The sequence below is a fragment of the Solicola agrisoli genome, from assembly GCF_049059935.1.
Taxonomy (GTDB): Bacteria; Actinomycetota; Actinomycetes; order Propionibacteriales; family Nocardioidaceae; genus JAURVT01.
The window spans coordinates 41898-61294 of record NZ_JBMGQR010000009.1 but is presented as its reverse complement, the minus strand read 5'-3'; the positions used below and the strand labels follow the sequence as shown (position 1 = coordinate 61294).

Genomic DNA, 19397 nt, shown 5'->3' with positions numbered 1-19397 from the left:
TCGACCGGCGCGTGCCCGATGCGCCAGCCCAGGATCGCGTCGGGGTCGTAGCGGAAGACGCCGCGCGACGTCAGCCACTCGTTGGTGAGCAGCTGGAAGAACAGCACGATCGCGTACGACACCCAGTAGGCGCGGTGGGTGAGCAGACGCGTCCGCAGCACCCACAGGTCGAGCACCACGGTGAGCGCGACGGCGACCAGCGACACCTCGGTGTGCGTCACCGCTCCACCTCGTCGCCGACCGTCCACCCACGGACGCGGCGCACCGCCTCGAGCGACAGCACCGACGCCACCGGCACCACGACGAAGAACAGCAGCTCCTCGAGCGGCAGGTCGCCGGGCAGCACGACGCCGAGCGTCTGGTCGAGGTCGAACGACCAGTGACCGGCGTGGATCGCGAGCAGGTCCCAGACGACGAAGACCGGCGCGACGCACAGCAGCGTCAGCGCGAGACGGCGCAGGCGGGCGTAGACGCGGGTGCCGAGGAACACCTCGAGCGGCAGCGTCGCCAGCAGGACGAACACGAGCATGCCGGCGTACGTCCACGCGCGCATGACCCGTCCCTCCCGGCGCCGGACCGGACCGGGCGACCGCCACCAGTCTCGCCCGGCGCGCGCACCGACGCAGACCGGTCGGCGCCCGGGCCCCCCAGCGACGACGATGGACAGATGACGGCCACCGACGCGACGACGCCCTCCGGCGCGCCCGTCGAGCGCGTCGTCCACGAGGGCGTCGAGGTGGCCCGCGGGACGGGCCGTGCGCTCGCCGGCCGCGACGTCGCCCGTGCCGCCGCGGCCCTCACCTACTTCGGCGCGATCTCGGTCGTGCCCTGGCTGCTGCTGGCGATCTGGTCGACGTCGTGGACGGCCGGCCCGGACGCCGCCGAGGCCCGGCTGCTCTCGCTCGAGGCGCTGGTGCCCGCGCAGATGGGCGCGCGGCCCGCCTTCGAGGCCCTCGTCCACGCGGGCACCCACCTCGGCTGGCTCGGCGCGGTCGTCACCGTGCTGCCGGCGTCGTTCTGGGGCGAGGGCGTCAGGCGGGCCTGCCTGTCGCTGGTGCCCCGCGAGGACTCCTGGACCGGGTGGCGGGCCCGGGCCTGGCTGCTGCCGGTGCTGGTCGTCGTCCCCGCGCTCACCTGGGTGCTGGTCGAGCTGTCCGACGGCCCGCTGCTCGACCTCGCGACGCAGGACGGCTTCTGGCCGCTCACGTTCCGGGTGCTCATCGGATTCACCGCCCTGTGGCTGACGCTGAGCGTGCCGCTCGCGTGGGTCTTCCGGCACGTGGCTCCCCGTGACGCGAGCTGGGCGGCGGTGTGGGTCGGCGCGCTCGGCACCGCGGCGTTCCTGGCCGGGTTCCTGCACGGCTTCCTGCTGTTCCTGGCCATCCCGGTCGACGTCGGCGTGCCGTTCGGCGGGCTGGGCGTGGTCGGCGGCGTCGTCGCCGTCGGGTTCTGGCTCTACCTGCTGCACACCGTGCTGCTCGTCGGGTGGGTGGCGACCACCGTGCTCGACCGCCGCCTGCGCGCGTCCCGCGTCGGACGCGCCACGTGAGCGGTGGCGGCACCGTCGCCGTGCTGCACCTGTGGGGCGTCGAGAAGGTCAGGACCGCGCTGCGCCACATGGCCACCGACCGGTGGCGGCTGCGCGACGTCGCCGGTCTGCGGTTCGCCAAGCTGATGGGCACCGGGTCCGGCGAGACGTTCACCGTCCGCGACGCCGACCCGCACCACTGGGCGCTGCTCACCACCTGGGACTCGGTGGCCGACGCCGAGCGCTTCGACGCCGGCCGCGTCGTCGGCGGGTGGGACGGCTTCGCCACCGAGCGCCTCACCGTCACGATGCGCCCGCTCACCACCCGCGGCACCTGGGCGGGACGCTCGCCCTTCGAGACCCACGGACCTGCGACCACCGACGGGCCCGTGGCCGCGCTGACCCGCGCCCGGCTCCGTCCGTCGCGAGCCCTGACGTTCTGGCGCGCGGTGCCGCCGGTGTCGGCCGACCTCGCCCGCTCGCCGGGCCTGCGGATGTCGGTCGGCGTCGGCGAGGCACCCGTCGGGCTCCAGGGCACCTTCAGCCTGTGGGACTCCGCCGACGACCTGCTCGCGTTCGCCTACCGCAGCGCGCCCCACCTGGAGGCGGTGCGCCGCACGGCCGAGGTCGGCTGGTACGCCGAGGAGCTGTTCGCCCGCTTCGCCGTGCTCGGCGCGTCGGGCACCTACCGGGGACGCACGCCGTGACCGCGGTCGACGACCGTCCGTCCCGGGTGCGGGTGCGCGGCTCCCTCGTGGCGTGGGGCCTGGCCGCGGCCGGCGTGCTGGTGCAGATGAGCTTCCCGTTCTCCGGTGGCGGCGACGCGGTGCTGGCCGTCGTGGTCGTCGTGCTCCTCGCCGGGGCGGCCCTCGTCCACGCGGCGTCCTCGCGCGGCGCACGGTCGGCGCTCGCGCTGCTCCTCGTGGCCGGCGGCGGCGCGCTGGTCGCGGAGGCGGTGGGCGTGGCGACCGGCTACCCGTTCGGCGAGTACGATTACACGCGCTCGCTGGGCGCGTCCGTGCTCGGCGTGCCGCTCGTCGTCCCGTTGGCCTGGATCATGATCGCCTACCCGTGCCTGCTCGCGGCGCGACGGCTGACCGGCGACCGCCCCGTCCCCACCGTGCTCCTGGCCGCGTGGACGATGACCACCTGGGACGTGTTCCTCGACCCGCAGATGGTCGACGCGGGCCACTGGCGCTGGGCGGACCCGACCCCCGCGCTGCCGGGCGTCGCCGACGTGCCGCTGACGAACTACGCCGGGTGGCTGGTCGTGTCGGCGCTGCTGTGCGCGTTGCTGCAGGTGCTCGTCGCGCGGCCGCGCGTGCGCTCCGCCGACCTGATGCCCCACGCGCTGCTGCTCTGGACCTTCGGCTCGTCGGTGCTCGCCAACGCGGTCTTCTTCGGGCGTCCACCCGTCGCGCTCGTCGGCGGGCTGCTGATGGCCACGGTGGCCGTGCCCCTCGCGGTGTCGCTGTGGCGGGCCAGGGTCCGATGAGGGCCTGGGACGCCCTGGTCGCCGTCGGCACCGGGCTGTCGGTGGCCGGCCTGGCGCTCACGGTCGACAACCTGCGACGGATGCGGGTGCCGTCCGCCTCCCCGGCGCCGGCGGCCGACCCGGTCTCGGTGCTCCTGCCCGTGCGCGACGAGGAGCGCGACGTCGGGGCCTGCCTGCGCTCGGTGCTCGCCGCGGCCGACCGGTGCGGGTCGCCCGTCGAGGTGCTGGTGCTGGACGACGGCTCGCGCGACGCCACCGTCGAGGTCGTCCTCGAGGCGGCCGGCGACGACTCCCGCGTCCGGCTGCTCGACGGCGCGGTGCTGCCCCACCGGTGGCTCGGCAAGCCGTGGGCCTGCCACCAGCTGGCCTCGGCCGCCGCGACCGACTCCACCGTCCTGGTCTTCGTCGACGCCGACGTCGTGCTCGAGCCGCACGCGCTGGCGGCCACCGTCGGCCTGCTGCGCGACGCCGACCTCGACCTCGTCAGCCCGTACCCCCGCCAGCTCACGGGGTCGTGGGCCGAGCGCCTCGTCCAGCCGCTGCTGCAGTGGTCGTGGGCGTCCACGCTGCCGCTGCACCTGGCCGAGCGGTCGTCGCGTCCGTCCCTCGGCGCGGCCAACGGCCAGCTGATGGCCGTCGACCGCGGCACCTACGAGCGCGCGGGCGGCCACGCGGCCGTCCGGGGCGAGGTGCTCGACGACCTCGCGCTGCTGCGCGCCGTCAAGGCCGTCGGCGGGCACGGCGTCGTCGTCGACGGCACGGACGTCGCGACCTGCCGGATGTACCGCGGCGCAGGCGAGCTGAGGGCGGGTTACGGCAAGTCGCTGTGGGCGGCGTTCGGGTCGCCCGGCGGCGCTGTCGCGGTGACGACGGGCCTGCTCGTCACGTTCGTGGTGCCGCCCGTCGCCGCGCTGGCCGGGTCGCGCGTCGGCCTCGCCGGGTACGGCGCGGCCGTCGCCTCGCGGGCCCTCGTGGCCCGGCGGACGCGCTCGCCGGTCGCCGACGCGCTCGCCCACCCGGCGTCGGTGCTGGCGCTCGCCGCCCTCACCGCCGACTCGTGGCGGGGTCGTCGCACCGGCAGCCTGACCTGGAAGGGGCGGGTGCTGAGGTGAGCCGCGTCGTCGTCATCGGGGCCGGGCTCGGCGGGCTCGCCGCGGCGGCCCGCCTGGCGGCGTCCGGCCACGACGTCACGGTGCTCGAGCAGGCCGCCCGGGTGGGCGGCAAGCTCGGCACCCACGAGCGCGACGGGTTCGTCTTCGACACCGGCCCCTCGCTGGTGACGATGCCGCACCTGCTGCGCGAGCTCTTCGACGACACCGGCGGACCGCTGGAGGACGTCCTGTCGCTGCGCCGGCTCGACGTCGCCTGCCGCTACCGGTTCCCCGATGGCACGGTGCTCGACCTCCCCGGCGACCTCGACGCCGTCCCGGCCGCGCTCGACGCCGCGCTCGGCGACGGCACCGGCGCGCAGTGGTCGGCGTTCCTCGACCGCGCCGAGCGGATCTGGGACGCCACCCACGAGGCGTTCCTCGAGTCGCCCATCGGGCCCCGCGACCTGCTGAGGCTCTCGCGCCGGGTGGGCGACCTGCGCACCGTCGCGCCGTGGCTGAGCCTGCGTGCGCTGGGGGCGCAGTACCTGACCGATCCCCGGCTGCGGATGCTCCTCGACCGCTACGCCACCTACACCGGCTCGGACCCGCGCCTGGCCCCGGCGGCGCTGGCCACCGTCCCGTACGTCGAGCAGGCCCACGGGTCCTGGTACGTCGACGGCGGCCTGGTGCGGATCGCCGAGGCCGTCCGCGACCGCGCCGTCGAGCGCGGCGCCGTCGTCCGCACGTCGAGCGAGGTGTCGCAGGTGCTCGTCGAGCAGGGCCGCGCCACGGGGGTCCGCCTGGTGAGCGGCGAGGAGCTGCCCGCCGACGTCGTCGTCGCCAACGCCGACGCGACCCAGGTCTACGGCCACCTCGTCCCGGGCTCGGGCGGCGCCGACCGCGCACGCCTGAGCCGCGCCACGCCGTCCCTCTCGGGCTTCGTGCTGCTCCTGGCCCTCGACGACGCCGGACCCGACCCCGTCCACCACCGGGTGCTGTTCGCCGAGGACTACGACGCCGAGTTCGACGCGGTCTTCGGGCTGGGCGGCCCGCCGCGCCCGGTCGCGCGCCCCACCGTCTACGTCTCCGCCCCCGACGACCCCGCCGTGGTCCCCGGCCCCGGCACCGCGGCCTGGTTCGTCCTGGTGAACGCACCCCGTCACGAGGTCGTCGGCGGCGTCGACTGGGACACCCCCGGCCTCGCGGACTCCTACGCCGACCAGGTGCTCGCCGTGATGGCCGACCGCGGCCTCGACGTCCGCCCGCACGTGCGGTGGCGCCACGTGATGACGCCCGCCGACCTCGAGCGCGCCACCCTGACCCCCGGCGGCTCCATCTACGGCTCGTCCTCCAACGGGGCCCGCGCCGCCTTCCTCCGCCCGCCCAACGCGTCCGGCGTGCGCGGGCTGTTCCTGGTGGGCGGCTCGTCCCACCCCGGGGGCGGGCTGCCGCTCGTCACGCTGTCGGCCCGGATCGTGGCGTCGTTGGTGGGGCCGGCGTAGGTCGGGGTGCTCGCGGTGCCGCTGCAGCGGTTCAACCCGTCAGGCAGCCCCGCAGCTGCCGCCGCACGGCCACCACCAGGTGCACGAACCCGACGACCGCGAGCACCAGCCCCACCGCGGCCCCGGCCGAGGCCAGCAGCCCGACGGGGTCGGCCGGTGCCCAGCCCGGCAGCGGCAGCACCGCCGCGGAACCGCACGCGAGCGACACCACGATCGTCACGATCACCCGGGAGGGCCGCTCCCAGACGGTGACTGCACCCACGCCGTCGAGGCCGGCGGCGACGCCGGACGACCGCACCGACTCGTGCAGCAGGGTGAGTGCCCCGAGCAGGACGCAGAGCCAGGCGGGCGAACCGAGCAGCCACAGCGCGGTCAGGAACAGCAGGTCGGAGACGCGGTCGGCGAGCGGGTCGAGCACCCGTCCCCAGGCCGACGCGGTATCAGTGGCGACGGCCACCGCGCCGTCGATCCCGTCGACGACGGCCGCCGCCAGCGCCACGACGGCGGCGAGCAGCAGCCACCCGTCACCGGCCCAGGCGAGCAGCGGGACGACGGCCGACACGGCGACACCGGTGAGCGTCACCGCGTCGGGTGTCACCCCGCGCCGGACGAGCGGCGCGGCGAACCACCGCACCATCCGCAGCCAGCCGGCCACCCACATCGACGACGACGGGTCGAGCCCCCCGTGCGCACGCGACCACGCGGCGTCCTCGGAGGGGACGGTCACCGGTCGCCCGCCGGGTGGTCGCGGCGTCGCTCCATCTCGTCGAGGTAGATCGCGCGGTCGCTCGCGGCCGACGCCACCACGACCGGGTCTCCCCCGCCTCGGACCACGACACCGCTCACGTCCCAGCGGCGCGCGAGCTCGTCGTCGGACAGCAGGTCCAGCCGCCCGGTGAAGCAGCCCATCGGCAGCGTGGGCACGTCGACCTCGTCCGTGGGCAGGGCCAGGCGTCGGTGCCGGCGCTCGACGCGCCAGAACCTCACGCCGACGACGAGCAGCGGGACGAGCGCGACCGCGATCGCGAGGAGCTGCGGTGTCACCGTCTCACCCGGCCGTCGGCGTCGGTGGTGCTCGGAGGAGGCCCCTGGACCGGGGCCGTCCCTGGCGCCCGGACGCCTGCCTCCACGGTAGGCCGCACGACCTGAGTGCGCACGACGTCCTGGCGCGGTCGGTACCTCGTGCTCGTGCGGGGTCTGACGTACGGGTCGAGTCGGGCGGGTGGGACGAACGCGGGCCGTCTGTCGGGGGTGTCGAAGGTGATGGTCCATCCGTCGTCGTGGACGGTCCTGTGGTGGAACGGGCAGAGCAGGACACCGTCGTCCAGATCCGTGGCCCCGCCGTGGGACCAGGGTTCGCGGGCGTGGTGGGCCTCGGTCCAGGACGGTGATCGGTCGCAGTCGGGGAACGCGCACCCGCCGTCGCGGTGGGCCAGGGCCAACCGCTGGGCACGGTTGAAGAGGCGCTGGGTGCGGCCGAGGTCGAGCGGGAGGGACGCTCCGCCGAGCACCTGGGGAATGACGCCTGCCCGGCAGGCGGCACGCCTGACCTCACCGGCCGACATGCGCTGACCGGTCGAGGTCATCCCGACCCCCACGCCCTCGACGAGCGTGTCGAGGTCCACGTTGACCGTCACGACGAGGCCGGAGCCGCCGGCGTCGGGGAGTCCGCCGGTGGGCAGGTGCTCGACCAGCGCCACGAACGCCCGTCCCTGGCGCTGGGAGTACGTGAGGTCCTCAGCGGCTTGGCCGTGGTCGAGGTGGCGGCGGCGGGGTGCGGTGAACCGGTCGAGGGCGTGCTTGAGCATCCCGGCCTGGGCCTCGGGGAGGCGGAAGTGTCCGACCCAGGTGCCGTCGGCCTGGTCCTGCATCCAGAACTCCGACCGGGCGTACGCGTCGCGTTCGCGGTCGCGCACGATCTCGCCCTCGTCGGCGTCGACCTCGGAAGCGGGCTTGAAGACGTCGGTGATCCGGTCGGCCCGGCGTCGCAGGTCGGGCATCGTCAGGGTCTGGGCGTCCTCGATCAGCGCCCGCTCGCACTTCTCGCGCGTCTCGTCTGGGACTGTCTCAGGCAGAGATGTGACCGTCCGGGCGATCAGACGGGCCTGCTCCTTGGTCACCTGACCCTTGGCGAGGGCTGTCTCGGTGGTGCTCGCCTTCGCCAGGTCCTCGCCCAGGTGCACGTCGCGCGCGGCCGCGGGGCGGTCGCCACCGAACTGTCCGGCCATCAGCGACCCGGTCGACGTCGCACCAGCCTTCGTCGCCGCACCCGAACGCTCGACCGCCCGCGCCGCGGCCACCGAGTGCGCCGACACCCGAGCCTGCACCCGCGCCCACCGGGCCGCGACCTGCGTCGCATCGTCACCGGACAGCCCCTCGAACACCGACAGGTCGCCTCCATCCAGGGCGCTCTCGACCGCCGCGAGCACCGCGAAGGCGGGGTGCTCGGTGAGCGGGAGTGCGGTGACCGTCATGGCCACATTTTACGACAGTCGAACACGTGTTCGCAATGGTGTGGACGTGGAGCGGGTTTTCCCACCCGCGGCGGATCGGCCGTCCACAGGCGCGGAAATCGGGTTGCCCCGATCGCCGCCGAGGGGCACGGTGTGCGGACATGACCGACACCGCCGCCCTCCTCGAGGCCTACGACCGCCAGCTGCGCACCGACGCGGAGACACCGAGCGCGACCAGCGTCGAACGGCTGGGCCCGCTGCGTCTGGTGACGTTCGCGGGCGGCCGCGGCTTCGTCACCTACCGGGACCTCGGCGGAGCCGACGCCGAGGCCATCCGCGGGCTCGTCGCCGGGGCACTCGCCCACTTCGTCGACGACGCCGAGATCACCCGCGTGGAGTGGAAGACGCGCGGCCACGACCACGCCCCCGGGCTGCACGAGGCGCTGCTCGACCACGGCTTCACCCCGGACGAGCGGGAGTCGATCATGGTCGGCGAGGCGCGCGGCCTCGCGGTCGACGTCCCGCTGCCCGACGGGGTGGGGCTGAGGCGCGTGACCGAGGAGCACGACGTCCGCGCCATGAGCGCGATGCAGGACGAGGTCTTCGGCGACCCCGTCTCGCAGTCGTCGGCCGACGCGCTGCTGAGACGGCTCGCGACGGACGACGGCATGGAGCTGTGGGTCGCCGAGGCCGGAGACGAGATCGTCTCGGCCGGACGCCTGGAGCCGGTGGCCGGCACGGAGTTCGCCGGGATCTGGGGTGGGGCGACGCGCCCGCCGTGGCGCGGTCGGGGGATCTACCGGGCGCTCACCGCCGCACGCGCACGGTCCGCGATCGCCCTCGGCAGGACGCTGGTCCACAGCGACTCCACGGAGTACTCGCGCCCCATCCTCGAACGCTCCGGGCTCGTCGCCGTGTCGACGACCACCCCCTACCGCTGGACCCGCCGAGCGGTCACCCGCCGAGCGTGACGACGACGCCGCGGTGGTCGCTGCCACCCACCCGGGTGACCTCCGTGCCGCGGACGGGCCAGGTGAGGCCGTCGGCGAGGACGTGGTCGAGCTGGACGCGCGGGTCGGGGGCGGGGAACGTCGGGCCACGCACCAACGACCCCCAGCCGGTGACGCGGTCCGGCACGCCGGCGGGGAGGTTGAGGTCGCCGAGCAGCACCAGCGGACGAGGCAGGCGGGCCGCCCAGTCGCGCACCTCACGCAGCTGGCCGAGCGCACGCGGCGGGAAGAACGACAGGTGGGTGGTGACCACCGTCAGGGCACCGAGCGGCGTCTGGAGCACCGACGCCGCGGCGACCCGCTGCTCGTCGTCGAACCACCGGAGCCGGTGGGAGGCGCCAGTGGGGAGCAGCATCGGCAGCTTCGCCCTCGACGCGTGCATCCGCAGCTCGTCCCGCTCGAGGACGGGCAGCGGCGTCAGCAGCGCGACGCCGTAGGACGGGAGCCCCTGCACCGTGTCGGGCGCGGGTGCGGCGTCCTCGCCCGGCGTGCCGCGGACGGCGGCGACGAACGCGTGGCTCCACGGCCGGCCGTCGGCCCCGCAGGCCCCGGCGACGACGGCCGCCTGGTCGACGTCGCCCGAGCGCCGCAGGTGGTGGTCGACCTCCTGCAGCGCCACGACGTCGACCCCGAGACCGGCCACCGCCGACGCCAGCCGCTCGACGTCCACGTCGGTGCCGCCGAGGTCGCGGCCGCCCGCCGCGTTGACGGTGGCCAGGCGCAGCACGGGCGGGTGGTCGCTGGACGGCATGAGCGTGCTCCACGGTCGGCGGACGACGGGACGGTGCCACCGCACCACGCGCCGCCCGCCACCGCACGATCAGATCGCGACGTCGACCTCGTACTCGCGCATCCAGTCGGCCACGTAGAGCAGCCGGTCCTGCACGTTCCGCGGCGCCTCGCGCGCCGCGTCGAGGTCGACGAGGTCGGCCAGCGGCGTCGAGGGGTCGTCGGCCAGCAGACCGAACCGGCGGGCGATCTCGGCGCCGTACCGCGGGTCCTGCGTCGACGGGTAGGGGCTCTTGACGCGCTCGACCACCGACTGCGGCAGCAGGTCGGCCGTGGCCGCGCGCAGCAGGCTCTTCTCCCGGCCGTCGAAGGTCTTGAGGTGCCAGGGCGCGTTGAAGACGTACTGGACGAGCCGGTGGTCGCAGAACGGCACCCGCACCTCGAGCCCGACGGCCATGCTCATCCGGTCCTTGCGGTCGAGCAGCGTGGGCAGGAACCGCGTCAGGTAGGCGTACGACACCTCGCGCATCCGGGCGTCGTGGCCGGTCTCGCCCTCCAGCCGCGGCACCTCGGCCATCGTCCGCGCGTAGGCGTCGGCGACGTGCCCGTCGAGGTCGAGCTCCTTGGCCACCCGCTCGTGCAGCAGGTCGCCGATCCGGTAGCCGCCGACCATCCGGCCGGCCAGCCACGGGAAGGTGTCGGCGCCGACGGCCGCGGGGTCGTGGAAGTCGATGTACCCGCCGAACACCTCGTCGGCGCTCTCGCCCGACAGCGCCACCGTCGAGCTCTCCCGCACCGCGGCGAACAGCAGGTAGAGCGACGTGTCGAGCTCGCCCATCGCGGGGGTGTCCCGGGCGCGCAGCACCGCTGCACGGGTGTCCGCGTCGAGCAGGCCGGCGTCGTCGAGCACGATGCCGGTGTGGTCGCTGGCCACGTGCCGGGCCACGTCGAGGACGTAGGGCGCGTCGGGGGTGCCGCGCACGTCGTCGGCCACGAAGTCGTCGTCGTTGCCGGCGAAGTCGACCGAGAACGAGCGCACGGGCCCCTTCCCGGCGTCGGCGAGCTGGCGGGCCGCGAGCGCGGTGAGGGCCGAGGAGTCCAGCCCGCCGGACAGCAACGTGCACAGCGGCACGTCCGCGACCAGCTGCCGGGCCGCGGTGTCGTCGAGCAGCTCGCGGACGCGTCCGACGGTGGCGTCGACGTCGTCGGTGTGCGGGGACGACTCCAGCTGCCAGTAGCGCAGCTCCTCGACGCCGGTGCGCGTCACGCGCACGACGTGCCCGGGCGGCACCTCCCGCAGCCCGGCGAAGGCGGTGTGGGACGGGTCGGCGACCAGCCCGAAGACCTGGCGCAGACCCGCCGCGTCGACGGTGCGGGGCACGCCGGGGTGCGCGAGGACGGCCTTGGGCTCGGAGCCGAACAGAACGCCGTCGCCCGTGCGCCGGTAGTACAGCGGCTTGACGCCCAGCCGGTCGCGGACGAGCAGCAGCTCCTCGCGGCGGGCGTCCCACAGCGCGTAGGCGAACATGCCGTTCAGGCCGGAGACGACCTCGCGCGGGTCGCGTCCACGTCCGGCGAGGTGGGCCCGGAGCACCACCTCGGTGTCGCTGTCGGTGTCGAACCGCCCGCCGAGGGACGCCCGGTGGTCGCGGTAGTCGTACACCTCGCCGGAGTAGACGATCGCCAGGTCGTCGTCCGAGGCCTCGTCGGCCGACCGACCGGTGGCCAGCGCGCCGCTCCGCTCGACCAGCATCGGCTGCCGACCCTGCGGCACGTCGATCACCGCGAGCCGGCGGTGCCCGAGCGCGACGTGCGGGCGCAGGTAGAGGCCCTCGTCGTCAGGACCCCGGCAGGCCATCGTCCTGGTCATCGCGAGGGCCGTCGCCCGTCGCTGCGTCAGGTCGTCGTCGTACGACACCCAGCCCGAGATCCCACACATCGTCGCCACCTCCACGTCACGTCAGTTGCATTTGGCAACTAATACCTACGCGCCCTCGAGCCGGCCTGCAACTCGCAGTTACATCCGTCCGGACGGGTGCCGGTCGGCGCGAACGGCCCCGCGCGCCTAGCGTCGTAGTCACGCCCGACCCCGGCGACGCACCGGGGTCGACACGACGTCCGGGCGCCGCCGCCCCCGACCTCGTGGAGTCCTCATGCAGCCGCACCGACGCACGCGCACGACCGCGTGACCAGCAACCTGGCCTTCCTGCTCGTCGGCGTCTCGATGCTGCTGGCGGTGGTGCTGCCGTACGTGCTGCGCCGCGCGTGGCTGTCGTCGCCGGTCGTGCTGCTCGGCGTGGGCGCCGTCATCGGGCTGCTGCCGATCTCGGACGGGTTCGCGCCCGAGGTCGTCGACGACCGCGCGATCATCGAGCACGTCACCGAGATCACCGTGATCGTCGCGCTGATGGGCGTGGGCCTGGCGCTCGACCGGCCGCTCCACCTGTTCAAGCCGTCGACGTGGCGACGCTGGTCGCCGACGTGGCGGATGCTCCTGATCGCCATGCCGCTGTCGATCGCCGGCGTGGCCCTCCTCGGCTGGTGGGTCGTGGGGCTGGCGCCCGCGTCCGCCCTCCTGCTCGCAGCGGCGCTCGCGCCGACCGACCCCGTCCTCGCCTCCGACGTGCAGGTCGAGGGCCCGACGTCGGCCGAGGACCCGTCCGAGACCGACGAGACCGACGAGGTCCGCTTCGCCCTCACCTCCGAGGCGGGGCTGAACGACGGGCTGGCGTTCCCGTTCGTGCACGCCGCGATCCTGCTGGCCACCGTCGGCGCCGTCGGCGAGTGGGGCGTCACCTGGGTGGCGTGGGACCTGGTGGGCAAGACCGTCGTCGCCGTCGTCCTCGGCGTGGCCGTCGGGTGGCTGCTGGGACGCATCGCGTTCCGCTCGCGTGCGCCGTCGCTGCGGACGTCGGAGAACAGCGAGCCGCTGCTCGCCGTCGCGGCGGTGCTGCTGTCGTACGGCGTCGCGCAGGTGGCCGGCGGCTACGGATTCGTGGCGGTGTTCGTGTGCGCGCTGACGATCCGGTCGTCCGAGCCGAGCCACGAGTACCACGTGCTCATGCACCAGGTGGTGCAGCGGCTCGAGCGCATCCTGACCCTCGTCGTCCTGCTGCTGCTCGGCGTCGCGCTCACGCACGGGCTGCTCGAGGCGATGACGTGGGGCTCGGCCGTCCTCGCCGTCGTGCTCGTCCTCGTGGTGCGTCCGCTGAGCGGGGTGGTCGCGCTCATGGTGCGCACGCGCCGCTACTCCGACCGCGACGACGACCCCCACCTCGGCCCCCGCGAGCGCCTCGTCACGGCGTTCTTCGGCGTCCGCGGCATCGGCTCGCTGTACTACCTCGCCTACGCGACCGGCCACGCCGAGTTCGAGGACGTCCCGCTGCTGTGGTCGACCCTCGCGCTCGCCGTCGTCCTGTCGGTGGTCGTGCACGGCGTCACCGCCACCCCCGTCATGACCTGGCTCGACCGCGCCCGCGACCGCGTCGCCCCCGCCCCCCGCTGAGCTCCCCGCCCGCCGCGGGAGGGTGTCGGTTTCCCAGGTGAACCTGGGAAACCGACGGGACCACGAAGAACTTTCCGTGGTCTCGTCGGACCACCGGGGGAAGTGGTGCCCCCGTGGCGACCGGACCCGGACATGACGGTGCCCGGCAGGTCGGGGGACCTGCCGGGCACCTGTTCTCGACCGTCTCGTCTAGCTGCGGGCCTGGTCGGCGGCGCTCTGGGCGCCGGACCTGGCCTCGTCGGCGACGTGCCGTGCCGAGTCCTGTGCCGAGCCCGCGACGTCCTGCGCGGCGGACCGGGCGTGCTCCTTGAGGCCCTGGGCGGTGTCCTGCCCGGCCTGCTTGACCTCGTCGACGACGCCGTGGTCCTTGGCCGCGTCGACGAGCTTCTGGGTGGCCTTCGCCTCGGACTCGCTCGCGGGGAGCAGCGCCGAGAGCAGCATGCCCGCGCCGAAGGCGACGAGCCCCGCGGCGAGCGGGTTTCCCCGGGTGCGGTCGCCGACGGCGGAGGTGGCGTCCGACGCGCGGTCGCCCACACCCGGTCCGTTCGAGCCCGAGCCGCCCATGACCGACTCCCTCAGCCGCGACGCGCGGCCCTTGACGGCGTCGACGTTGCGCGACACGACGCGGGTCGGGTTGACCTTGTCGTTGAGCGCGTCGACGTCACGGGTGAGGTCGTCGCGGCGGGCGTCGATCTCGGCCCTCATGGCCTGCGGGTCCTGGGTCATCGGAGGTCCTCCTTGATGCTCTGCTGGGTGGTGGGGAGCTGCAGGTTGGCCTGCTTGATCTTCGTGCGACCGAGCAGCGCGAGGACGGCCGCGGCCGCGCCCCACACCACGGCGACGACGAGCGCCGCCAGCCAGGCGTCGACGACCTTGTCGAGCAGGTAGACGGCGAACAGCGAGAAGAAGACCAGGAACATCCAGCCCGCGAGCCCGGCGGCGCCGAGCAGACCGGCGCCGGTGCCGAGCTTGGTGACCTCCTGCTTGGCCTCGGTCTTGGCCAGCTCGAGCTCCTGGCGGACCATCGTCGTCAGGTCGGTGGTGATGTCACCGAGGATCTCGCCGACCGAGCGGTCGTCGGTCGCCGCGTCGCGACGGGCGTCGTCCGAGACGGTCACCGCAGGCCGTCCAGGTCGGGCGTGGTGCCGGCGGGCGAGCCGAGGCCGTCCAGGCCGGGCTCGCGCAGGCCGGTGCTGGGGTCGCCGTACGACGTGGACGCGGTGGTGCCCGTGCCGGACGGGTCCACCGGCGTGACGGGACGCTGCGTGGCCGACGTCGAGGAGGCGCCCGACGCGTCGGACCCCGCCTTCGCGCCGCGCGTCAGACGACCGGCGACGACCCCGGCCACGACCGCGCCGAGCAGGAACGTGCCGGGTCGACGACGCGCGTAGGCGCGGACGTCGTCGAGCAGGTCGCGCGGCTCGCGGCCGTCGAGGTGCTCGCCGAGCGTGCGTGCACGCGTGGCCACCTCCTGCGCGAGCGTCCTGGCCACGCCGTCGCGGTCGCTGCCGGCGGCCATGTCGTCGAGGTCGCCGCCCACGCTGCGCAGCGTCTCGGACAGGCGCCCGAGCTGCGTGCGGGCCTGGTCGTCGACCTGGCTGGTGGCGTCGTCGAGCAGGCCCTTGGCGTGCTGCTTGGCCTCGTCGGCCACCTGCGACGCCTGGTCCTTGGCGACGCCGCCGACGTGCTGCGCCTGGTCGGCGGCCTCGTTCGCGGCCTGCTGCGCCTTCTGCTTCGCGTCGGACGAGCCGTCGCCCGACGGGCCGCCAGGCGTCGCGCCGGAGGCGTTCTCGGTGTACGGGGTGGTGGTCATGTGGCCTCCGTGGGGGGAGGCAGGGACGCCGGAGCCGTGCTCGGCGGCGTCGACCTGCGAGGGAACCGGCACCGTCGGTGCGCGGGTGTGCGGTCGCGGCCGTCGAGACACCCGTGGGGCGGTCGGCTGCGAGGCGTGCGTCCGGCGGTGCCGGGATGGGGGCCGACCGACCAGTTCTGGGGGCGCGGCCTCGACGGAGGGGCCGCGGCCGTGGGTCGGCGGACGAGAGGGGACCCGTGTCCTGAGCCCGTGCGTCCAACCTAGGGGAGCATCCGCGCTCGCACCGAACCAAGGCCGTCGCCCGCCGATCGGTGCCGCGGGCGCAGCACGCCTAACGTCGACGGTGAGGCCGGGATCATCCCCGGCCGTCACCTCCCGTGAGCCTTCACCGGCAGCGGCCATCTCGGATGGACAGCTGCACGGCGACGAGCCGGACCCCTCGTGCCCCGCGTCCGTCCGTCGCCCAAGGAGCCCCATGAACGACCGCAACACCGTCATCCGCAGCATGCACGACCTCGGTCTCGCCGTCTGGACCGGAGGCGCCCTGATGGGCGCGGTCGGCCTGAACGGCGCCACCGCCAAGGCCGACGACCCCACCGAGCGCCTGCGCCTGTCGTCGCTCGGCTGGGCGCGCTGGGCCCCCGTGAACGCCGCGGCGATCGCCGTGCACGGCGTCGGCGGCCTCGGCCTGATCCTGGCCAACCGCAAGCGCGTGGCGGGCCAGAAGGGCACCCAGGCCAACACCGTCGCCAAGACGGTCGTCACCCTCGCTGCGGCCGGCGCCACCGCCTACGCGGGCGTCCTCGGCCGCAAGGTCGACGCCGAGAGCCACCAGGGCGGCCAGGGCGCCACCGAGCCGTCGACCGACGCCTCGCCCGCGCTCAAGACGGCCCAGCAGCACCTGAAGATCACGCAGTGGGCCATCCCGGCGCTGACCGCCGTGCTCGTCGTGATGACCGCCCAGCAGGGCGAGCAGCAGAAGCCCGGGCAGCAGCTGCGCGACCGTCTGCTGAGCCGATGAGCGCCGCGCCCACCGTCTCGCCCGGGGCGCCCTCGACCCCGAGCGGCGACGAGGACCCGACGACCGACGTCCCCGACTCCGACGCGCCGGGCACCGTCCCCCCGGACAACCCGTCCGGCCAGGGCGTCACCGGCACCGAGCCGTCGAAGATGGGCGCGGACGAGATCGCCGGCTCCCAGGGCGACGACGCAGCCAGTGGCGGTTCCTGACCGCCACCCCTCCACGCCCGTCGGCGGGACCGGGCCCCCGTGTGGTCCCGCCGACGGGTCCTCGGGCGTCGGCACCGTCCTCGTGGTGGTGCCGGCCCGTGACGAGGCCGCGCGGATCGGGTCCTGCCTGCAGGCGGTGGACGACGCCGCCGCACGGGTCCGCCGGTCCGGCGTCTGCGTCGAGGTCGTCGTGGTCGCGGACACCTGCCTCGACGACACGGCCGACCTCGCGGAGGCGACCGGAGCACTCGTCCCACGCGTGCGGCTCGGCACCGTCGGCGCCGCGCGGGCGCACGGCGTGCTCGTCGGTCTGGACGCGCTGGCGGTCCCGCCGGCGACGGTCTGGGTCGCGTGCACCGATGCCGACTCCCAGGTGCCACCCGGCTGGCTGGAGACCCAGCTGGCGCTCGCCGACGCGGGCGCCGACGTCGTCCTCGGCACCGTGCGGGTCGACCCCGGCACCGTCGGGCCCGACGCCCTCTCCCGGTGGGAGCACGACTACGCCCTCGGCGGGGCGCTCCGCGGGCCGGGTGCGCACGGCCACGTCCACGGCGCCAACCTCGGCGTCTCCGCGCACGCCTACCTGGCAGTCGGCGGCTTCGCCCCGGTCGGGGAGCACGAGGACCGCCTGCTCGTCGACGCGCTCGCCCGCGCGGGTGCGCGTGCCGCGTGGACGACCCTGGCCGTGACCACCTCGCCGCGCACCCACGGCCGGACGCCCGGCGGTTTCAGCCAGGTGATGGCCGAGATGTCGTCGGCGCTGCGACCCGTCTGAGCAGGTCGAGGCCGAAGTCGGGGTCGACGTGCGTCGCGACCGGTTCCAGGCCCGGTGTCGCCCGCAGCTCGCGGTGGACGGTCGGACCGTCGGTGGCCGCCTCGTCGAACGGGTGCGACCAGTGGACGGCGAGCACCTCGCCGCCGTCGACGAGGCAACCCACGGCGCGCTCGAGCAGCAGGCCCCGCGCCGCGGCGTCGAGGTAGTAGACGAGCTCGGACAGCACCACCAGGTCGAACTCGCCCGTCGGCCACTCCCCCGGCACCGCGCCCACCGTCACCTCCGCCGACGGCGCCCGTCGCCGCGCCTGCTCGACGGCGACCGCCGACCGGTCCCAGGCGACCAGCTGGTCGCACCGCTCGGCGAGCCGTGCCGTCAGCACGCCGACCGAGCACCCGGGCTCGAACGCACGGCGGTACCGCTCGCGACCGAGCGCGGCCAGCGTCGTGTCGTACTTGCGGTTCTCGTAGGCGTCCGTCGCGAGGCGCCACGGGTCGGCGGCGTCGGCGTAGACGCGGTCGAAGTAGTCGGGGTCGGTCATCGCAGCACCACCTCGAACGGCCTCGCGAAGTGCGCCAGCACCTCGGGCGGCAGCACCGCGACGTCACGCGGGTCGGACGACAACGGCGTCACCTGGCTGGTGAAGCACGCCACGGCGTCGGCCTTGCGGCGCCGTTGGTCGTCGTCGAGGTGGACCACGGCGGCGGCGTGCCACGGCAGGTCGTCCGCGCCAGGACGGGCCCAGTGCCACGCCCAGACCGGGTACTCCCACAACGCGGACCGGCCGTCCGTCACCGCGGCGCAGGCCCGCCCGACGGCCTCGTGGTCGGGGTGGCCGTCGAGCCTCCACGGCGCGAGCACGACGTCAGCGCCCGCGAGCGACGGCGCCAGCGCGCCTGCGAGGTCGGGGTGCCGGTGCAGCCCGGAGTCGGGCAACCCCGGCCGGTGCGCGGTCATGTGCAGGCCGAGCGCGGCGAGCGCGTCGTCGGACTCCCGACGTCGCACGCGGCGCAGGTCGTCGGGGCCCAGCGTCGGGCTGCCCGGGTGGGAACCCTCGCCGTCGGTGAGCACCACCGCGTCGACGCGTGCCCCGCGGGCGACCAGCTCCTGCAGCAGGCCGCCGACGGCGAGCACGTCGTCGTCGGGGTGCGCCGAGACGCTCACCACGCGGGCCCCGTGCGGCACGTCGAGGACGGGCAGGTCGAGCCACCCCGGCCACGCGGCCCAGGCCGCCTCCGGCGTGGAGTCGCGAGCGGCGCCGGCGCGCCGTGTCACCACGGGTGCTCGGCGTCCAGCACCAGCCCGCCGAGCGCGGCCAGGTCGCGGTCGCCGTGGTGCTGCAGGACGAACATCGCGAGGTCCTCGGTGACGTCGCGGGCGGCGGGGTCGAACGCCAGCGGCCCGGGGCCGAGGGCCGTGCGCGCCACCTCGAGCACCCGGCGGGCGGCCGTGACGGCGCGCGTGCGCGTCAGCTCGGCGACGAGCCGCGCCGCCGCCGCGTCGGTGCGCACCTCGTGGTCGACCTGCTCGGACGCACGGCGCAGGACGGCGTCGGTCGCCGCCACCTCGGCGGCGACCTCGGCCACCCGTCGCCGGACGAGCGGGTCGTCCGCGCGCCGCCGGGAGGAGGCGAGCAGCAGGTCGGCGACGGCCAGCGTGCCGCCGTGCCAGCAGGCGGCGACGCCCGCGGCTCCGTGCCAGAAGCCGGGACGCGCGGTGTAGTCGCCGGGACCGCCCACGGCGGTCGCGGGCACGTCGGTCAGCGTCAGCGTCCGCGTGCCGCTGCGCGCCATGCCGCCGGCCACCCACTCGTCCGGACCGACGACGACGGTCCCGTCGGCACGTCCGGCCGCGACGTCGACGGCGAACAGCCGCGAGCCGTCGTCGTCCGGCACGGTGACGAGCGCACGGTCGACGACCGCCGCACCCGAGCAGAACGCCTTGGTGCCCGTGAGCCGTGGACCGTCGGCCCGCAGCCTCGCCGTCGGCGGCTCGGCGGCCCACACCGCCCAGAGGCAGTCGGCCGGTGCGGTGCGCGGCGCCAGCTCGTCCAGGATCGCGAGCGCGTCGAGGTGCGACTCGACGAGCTTGGCGCGCGCGAGGTCCGCGCGTCCGGTGTCGACGAGCGCCGCGAACCGCTGCCAGGTGGCCCCCGCCCCCGGCGGCGGGACGTCGGGCACCGCCGCGAGCACGGCGGAGCGATCCAGGACTCCGCCGGTGTCTCCCATCTGCTCACAGTGGGTGCGCGTCCGCGGTACCGCAAACC

The 19397-nt window shown here is 75.2% G+C and carries 22 protein-coding genes and 1 pseudogene; 10 read left to right on the top strand and 13 right to left on the bottom strand.

The window, feature by feature from the left end; translation table 11 throughout:
• Positions 1-8 precede the first annotated feature (8 nt).
• Together ACI6PP_RS05450 and ACI6PP_RS05445 are read right to left on the bottom strand one after the other, a co-directional pair.
• Positions 9-161 (bottom strand): annotated as a pseudogene (locus tag ACI6PP_RS05450) (hypothetical protein); the annotation flags it as partial.
• Between the two features lie 56 nt (positions 162-217).
• The gene (locus ACI6PP_RS05445) at positions 218-553 is read right to left on the bottom strand and encodes a lycopene cyclase domain-containing protein (protein ID WP_421109791.1); all 336 of its coding nucleotides are present in this window, start codon (positions 551-553) and stop codon (positions 218-220) included.
• 114 nt (positions 554-667) lie between these two features.
• On the opposite strand from ACI6PP_RS05445, the gene ACI6PP_RS05440 reads away from it, so the two are divergent.
• From ACI6PP_RS05440 to ACI6PP_RS05420, 5 genes are read left to right on the top strand one after another with little or no spacing between them, the layout of a single operon-like run.
• Positions 668-1549, top strand: a complete 882-nt coding sequence (locus ACI6PP_RS05440) for a YhjD/YihY/BrkB family envelope integrity protein (protein ID WP_421109789.1) — start codon at positions 668-670, stop codon at positions 1547-1549.
• Entirely contained in the window at positions 1546-2235 is a 690-nt protein-coding gene (locus tag ACI6PP_RS05435) for a hypothetical protein (RefSeq protein WP_421109787.1), read from the top strand. The genes ACI6PP_RS05440 and ACI6PP_RS05435 overlap by 4 nt, the downstream gene beginning before the upstream one ends.
• Positions 2232-3023 (top strand): carotenoid biosynthesis protein, encoded by a 792-nt coding sequence (locus ACI6PP_RS05430; protein ID WP_421109786.1) that lies wholly within the window; start codon positions 2232-2234, stop codon positions 3021-3023. The genes ACI6PP_RS05435 and ACI6PP_RS05430 overlap by 4 nt, the downstream gene beginning before the upstream one ends.
• Complete coding sequence (locus ACI6PP_RS05425; protein ID WP_421109784.1) at positions 3020-4135, top strand: glycosyltransferase family 2 protein; 1116 nt, start codon at positions 3020-3022, stop codon at positions 4133-4135. The genes ACI6PP_RS05430 and ACI6PP_RS05425 overlap by 4 nt, the downstream gene beginning before the upstream one ends.
• Positions 4132-5616: a phytoene desaturase family protein gene (locus ACI6PP_RS05420; protein WP_421109782.1), complete on the top strand. Its 1485-nt coding sequence runs from the start codon at positions 4132-4134 to the stop codon at positions 5614-5616. The genes ACI6PP_RS05425 and ACI6PP_RS05420 overlap by 4 nt, the downstream gene beginning before the upstream one ends.
• Positions 5617-5647: 31 nt before the next feature.
• Here ACI6PP_RS05420 and ACI6PP_RS05415 read toward each other — a convergent pair whose 3' ends face one another.
• Genes ACI6PP_RS05415 through ACI6PP_RS05405 form a run of 3 tightly spaced genes read right to left on the bottom strand, consistent with a single transcriptional unit; the run spans position 5648 to position 8090 of the window.
• Positions 5648-6343: a CDP-alcohol phosphatidyltransferase family protein gene (locus tag ACI6PP_RS05415; protein WP_421109780.1), complete on the bottom strand. Its 696-nt coding sequence runs from the start codon at positions 6341-6343 to the stop codon at positions 5648-5650.
• Positions 6340-6660 (bottom strand): hypothetical protein, encoded by a 321-nt coding sequence (locus ACI6PP_RS05410; RefSeq protein WP_421109778.1) that lies wholly within the window; start codon positions 6658-6660, stop codon positions 6340-6342. The genes ACI6PP_RS05415 and ACI6PP_RS05410 overlap by 4 nt, the downstream gene beginning before the upstream one ends.
• Positions 6657-8090, bottom strand: a complete 1434-nt coding sequence (locus ACI6PP_RS05405; RefSeq protein ID WP_421109776.1) for an HNH endonuclease signature motif containing protein — start codon at positions 8088-8090, stop codon at positions 6657-6659. Before ACI6PP_RS05405 ends, ACI6PP_RS05410 begins: the two co-directional genes overlap by 4 nt.
• 140 nt (positions 8091-8230) lie before the next feature.
• Between ACI6PP_RS05405 and ACI6PP_RS05400 the strand changes: the two genes are divergently transcribed.
• Positions 8231-9040: a GNAT family N-acetyltransferase gene (locus ACI6PP_RS05400; RefSeq protein ID WP_421109774.1), complete on the top strand. Its 810-nt coding sequence runs from the start codon at positions 8231-8233 to the stop codon at positions 9038-9040.
• Here ACI6PP_RS05400 and ACI6PP_RS05395 read toward each other — a convergent pair.
• Positions 9024-9830, bottom strand: a complete 807-nt coding sequence (locus ACI6PP_RS05395; RefSeq protein WP_421109773.1) for an endonuclease/exonuclease/phosphatase family protein — start codon at positions 9828-9830, stop codon at positions 9024-9026. The two genes, ACI6PP_RS05400 and ACI6PP_RS05395, sit on opposite strands and share 17 nt — an antisense overlap.
• Positions 9831-9899: 69 nt before the next feature.
• On the bottom strand, positions 9900-11747 hold the full coding sequence (gene asnB / locus ACI6PP_RS05390) for an asparagine synthase (glutamine-hydrolyzing) (protein ID WP_421109772.1): 1848 nt from the start codon (positions 11745-11747) through the stop codon (positions 9900-9902).
• A gap of 246 nt (positions 11748-11993) precedes the next feature.
• On the opposite strand from asnB, the gene ACI6PP_RS05385 reads away from it, so the two are divergent.
• Positions 11994-13313, top strand: a complete 1320-nt coding sequence (locus ACI6PP_RS05385; protein WP_421109771.1) for a cation:proton antiporter domain-containing protein — start codon at positions 11994-11996, stop codon at positions 13311-13313.
• Positions 13314-13502: 189 nt separating this feature from the next.
• On the opposite strand, the gene ACI6PP_RS05380 is transcribed toward ACI6PP_RS05385, so the two are convergent.
• The 3 genes from ACI6PP_RS05380 to ACI6PP_RS05370 are packed head-to-tail and all read right to left on the bottom strand — an operon-like array spanning position 13503 to position 15126.
• Positions 13503-14039, bottom strand: a complete 537-nt coding sequence (locus ACI6PP_RS05380) for a DUF3618 domain-containing protein (RefSeq protein ID WP_421109770.1) — start codon at positions 14037-14039, stop codon at positions 13503-13505.
• A complete protein-coding gene (locus ACI6PP_RS05375) occupies positions 14036-14431 on the bottom strand; it encodes a phage holin family protein (protein ID WP_421109769.1) in 396 nt (131 codons plus the stop codon). The genes ACI6PP_RS05380 and ACI6PP_RS05375 overlap by 4 nt, the downstream gene beginning before the upstream one ends.
• Positions 14428-15126 (bottom strand): ATP synthase subunit B family protein, encoded by a 699-nt coding sequence (locus ACI6PP_RS05370; protein WP_421109767.1) that lies wholly within the window; start codon positions 15124-15126, stop codon positions 14428-14430. The genes ACI6PP_RS05375 and ACI6PP_RS05370 overlap by 4 nt, the downstream gene beginning before the upstream one ends.
• Before the next feature lie 475 nt (positions 15127-15601).
• Between ACI6PP_RS05370 and ACI6PP_RS05365 the strand changes: the two genes are divergently transcribed.
• The 3 genes from ACI6PP_RS05365 to ACI6PP_RS05355 all read left to right on the top strand — a co-directional run bounded on the left by ACI6PP_RS05365 (position 15602) and on the right by ACI6PP_RS05355 (position 17131).
• Positions 15602-16147: a hypothetical protein gene (locus ACI6PP_RS05365; RefSeq protein ID WP_421109766.1), complete on the top strand. Its 546-nt coding sequence runs from the start codon at positions 15602-15604 to the stop codon at positions 16145-16147.
• Positions 16144-16356, top strand: a complete 213-nt coding sequence (locus ACI6PP_RS05360) for a hypothetical protein (RefSeq protein WP_421109765.1) — start codon at positions 16144-16146, stop codon at positions 16354-16356. Before ACI6PP_RS05365 ends, ACI6PP_RS05360 begins: the two co-directional genes overlap by 4 nt.
• Before the next feature lie 85 nt (positions 16357-16441).
• Positions 16442-17131 carry a glycosyltransferase gene (locus ACI6PP_RS05355; RefSeq protein ID WP_421109764.1) on the top strand — a complete coding sequence of 230 codons (690 nt, stop codon included), beginning with the start codon at positions 16442-16444 and terminating at the stop codon, positions 17129-17131.
• On the opposite strand, the gene ACI6PP_RS05350 is transcribed toward ACI6PP_RS05355, so the two are convergent.
• From ACI6PP_RS05350 to ACI6PP_RS05340, 3 genes are read right to left on the bottom strand one after another with little or no spacing between them, the layout of a single operon-like run.
• On the bottom strand, positions 17085-17672 hold the full coding sequence (locus tag ACI6PP_RS05350) for a class I SAM-dependent methyltransferase (protein ID WP_421109762.1): 588 nt from the start codon (positions 17670-17672) through the stop codon (positions 17085-17087). The two genes, ACI6PP_RS05355 and ACI6PP_RS05350, sit on opposite strands and share 47 nt — an antisense overlap.
• Positions 17669-18406, bottom strand: coding sequence for a PIG-L deacetylase family protein (locus ACI6PP_RS05345; RefSeq protein ID WP_421109760.1), 738 nt, complete (start codon positions 18404-18406; stop codon positions 17669-17671). The genes ACI6PP_RS05350 and ACI6PP_RS05345 overlap by 4 nt, the downstream gene beginning before the upstream one ends.
• Positions 18403-19359, bottom strand: a complete 957-nt coding sequence (locus tag ACI6PP_RS05340) for an acyl-CoA dehydrogenase family protein (RefSeq protein WP_421109759.1) — start codon at positions 19357-19359, stop codon at positions 18403-18405. The genes ACI6PP_RS05345 and ACI6PP_RS05340 overlap by 4 nt, the downstream gene beginning before the upstream one ends.
• Between the last annotated feature and the right edge of the window lie 38 nt (positions 19360-19397).